The 1,758-nt window shown below is 71.3% G+C and carries 2 protein-coding genes; both read right to left on the reverse strand.

Annotated elements, in window-relative coordinates; all coding sequences use genetic code 11:
* On the reverse strand, nt 1-838 hold an 838-nt coding region (locus ABZ281_RS48145), incomplete at its 3' end, for a carbon-nitrogen hydrolase family protein (protein ID WP_356665046.1).
* Nucleotides 839-908: 70 nt separating this feature from the next.
* Nucleotides 909-1,758, reverse strand: an 850-nt coding sequence (locus ABZ281_RS48150; protein ID WP_356665048.1) for a hypothetical protein, incomplete at its 5' end; no start/stop codon positions are given.

Below are 1,758 nucleotides of genomic sequence, written 5' to 3' on the forward strand. Positions count from 1 at the left end.
CCCGGTCCGCTCCGGCGTATGGGGTGAGCAGCGCCCGGTAGGCGTCGGGCCTGCGCAGTTGCTGCCAGCGGCGGCCGTCGCCGTCCGCGGGCTCGTCGATGTCGACGACGAGGGTCTCCGGCTCGTCGCTGCCGGCCTGCGCGAGCACGCCGTCCGGGCTCGCGACCAGACTGGTGCCGGCGAAGTGGATCTCCACGAGCCGGTCACCGCGTTTGCCGCGGACGACGCCGACCGAGCTCGCGTAGACGATGTTGACGTCGTTCAGGTACGCCGCCGTGCGCAGGGCGTTCACCATGAGCGGCTGGTTCTGCCCCAGGGTCCCGCCCGGTACGAAGATCGTTCGTGCGCCGGCGAGCGCCAGCAGCCGGACGACCTCGGGGATCCAGAAGTCCGAGCACACGGCGATGCCGATCTGTCCGAACTCGGTGGACAGCACGCCGAGTGCGTCCGTCTGGCGGCACACCACCATCTCGTTGCCGAAGGGGTGTGCCTTGACGGCGCGTCCGGTGATGACACCCTGCCGGCCGATCAGCAGGGACGTGTTCCGGTACATGCCGTCCTGCATGTCCTCGACGAGCGACCCCAGCAGGATGTGCGTGTTGAGTTTGCGGGCCAGGGCCTGGAAGCCGTCGACGATCGGCCCCGGGATCGGTGTGTCGGTCCGTCCTTTCAGTCCGTCCTGCCCGGGCATGTACCACGGCGGGCCGAGCAGGAACTCGGGAAAGCACACCAGGTCGATGTCGCCGGCACCGCAGACGTCCTCGATCGCCTGGTAGGCGTTGCGCAGGCCGTCTTCGTGATCGTCGACCCACTGGGTCTGTACTACCGCTACCCTCATGCGTCTTGTCTCCTCGAGATGCCACCGGGTGGATGGGCCGCGGCGACGGCGCGCCGCGGCCGGGTGCGGGTCATGACGGGGCGGTACTCCAGTCCTGCACGCCGACGATCGTGACCTCGGCCTCGACCCCGAGCGCCTCGTCGATGCCGCTGCGGATCGCGCGCCGCATCGCGCCCGCGTCCACCGCCTGGGAGTCGGTCACGGCGCAGGTCACATGGAAGGTGCCGTCCCGGACGGCGCAGGCGAAGAGCGGTGCGAGCCTCCTGTGGCGGAATACGATCCGCTCCACGTCCGACGCCGAGACCAGCCCGTCCGGTCCGCGTACCGCCGACGCCATGCCGCCGAGCGGCACCAGGACCCGGCTCGCGGATCCGCAGTCGCAACGGCGGTCCGCCGGCCACAGCTCGACGGCCTCACCGGTCGGTGAGCCGTCCAGGAGCAGCTCGCCGCGCGGACCGCCGCGGACCTCAGCCCGCAGCCGGTGGTCGCACAGGTGCAGTGCGCCGTGGTCGCAGGCGACGGCGACCGTCGGTGTCGACGGTGTGCCGTACAGGGCGGAGGTCCTCGCCGCCCAGGCGTCGCCGATGCGGTCGAGGCGCTCGGTGGAGCAGGCCTCCCCCACGCAGACGATCGTCCGGATCGTGGAGTCCGCCGGGCGCTTGCCCAGCGATGCCGCGAGGCCCGCCAGCTCCGCGGCGAAGCTCGGTGAGCACACCAGGGCCGTCACCTCGTACTGCTCGATCAGCCCGAGCAGCCGCGGCATCGGGCAGATGGTCCCGCTCGTCCCGACGCTGATCACCGAGGCGCCGACCATCTCGACGACGCGGTCCACCTGGGCGCCGATGAAGGACAGTTCGTACGGCACGGCCGAGACGACGACGTCGTCCTCGGTCAGCAGGCGGCCCAGGGCGAGCGTCAGG

It is taken from the genome of Streptomyces sp. NPDC006265 (genome assembly GCF_040613555.1).
GTDB lineage: Bacteria > Actinomycetota > Actinomycetes > Streptomycetales > Streptomycetaceae > Streptomyces.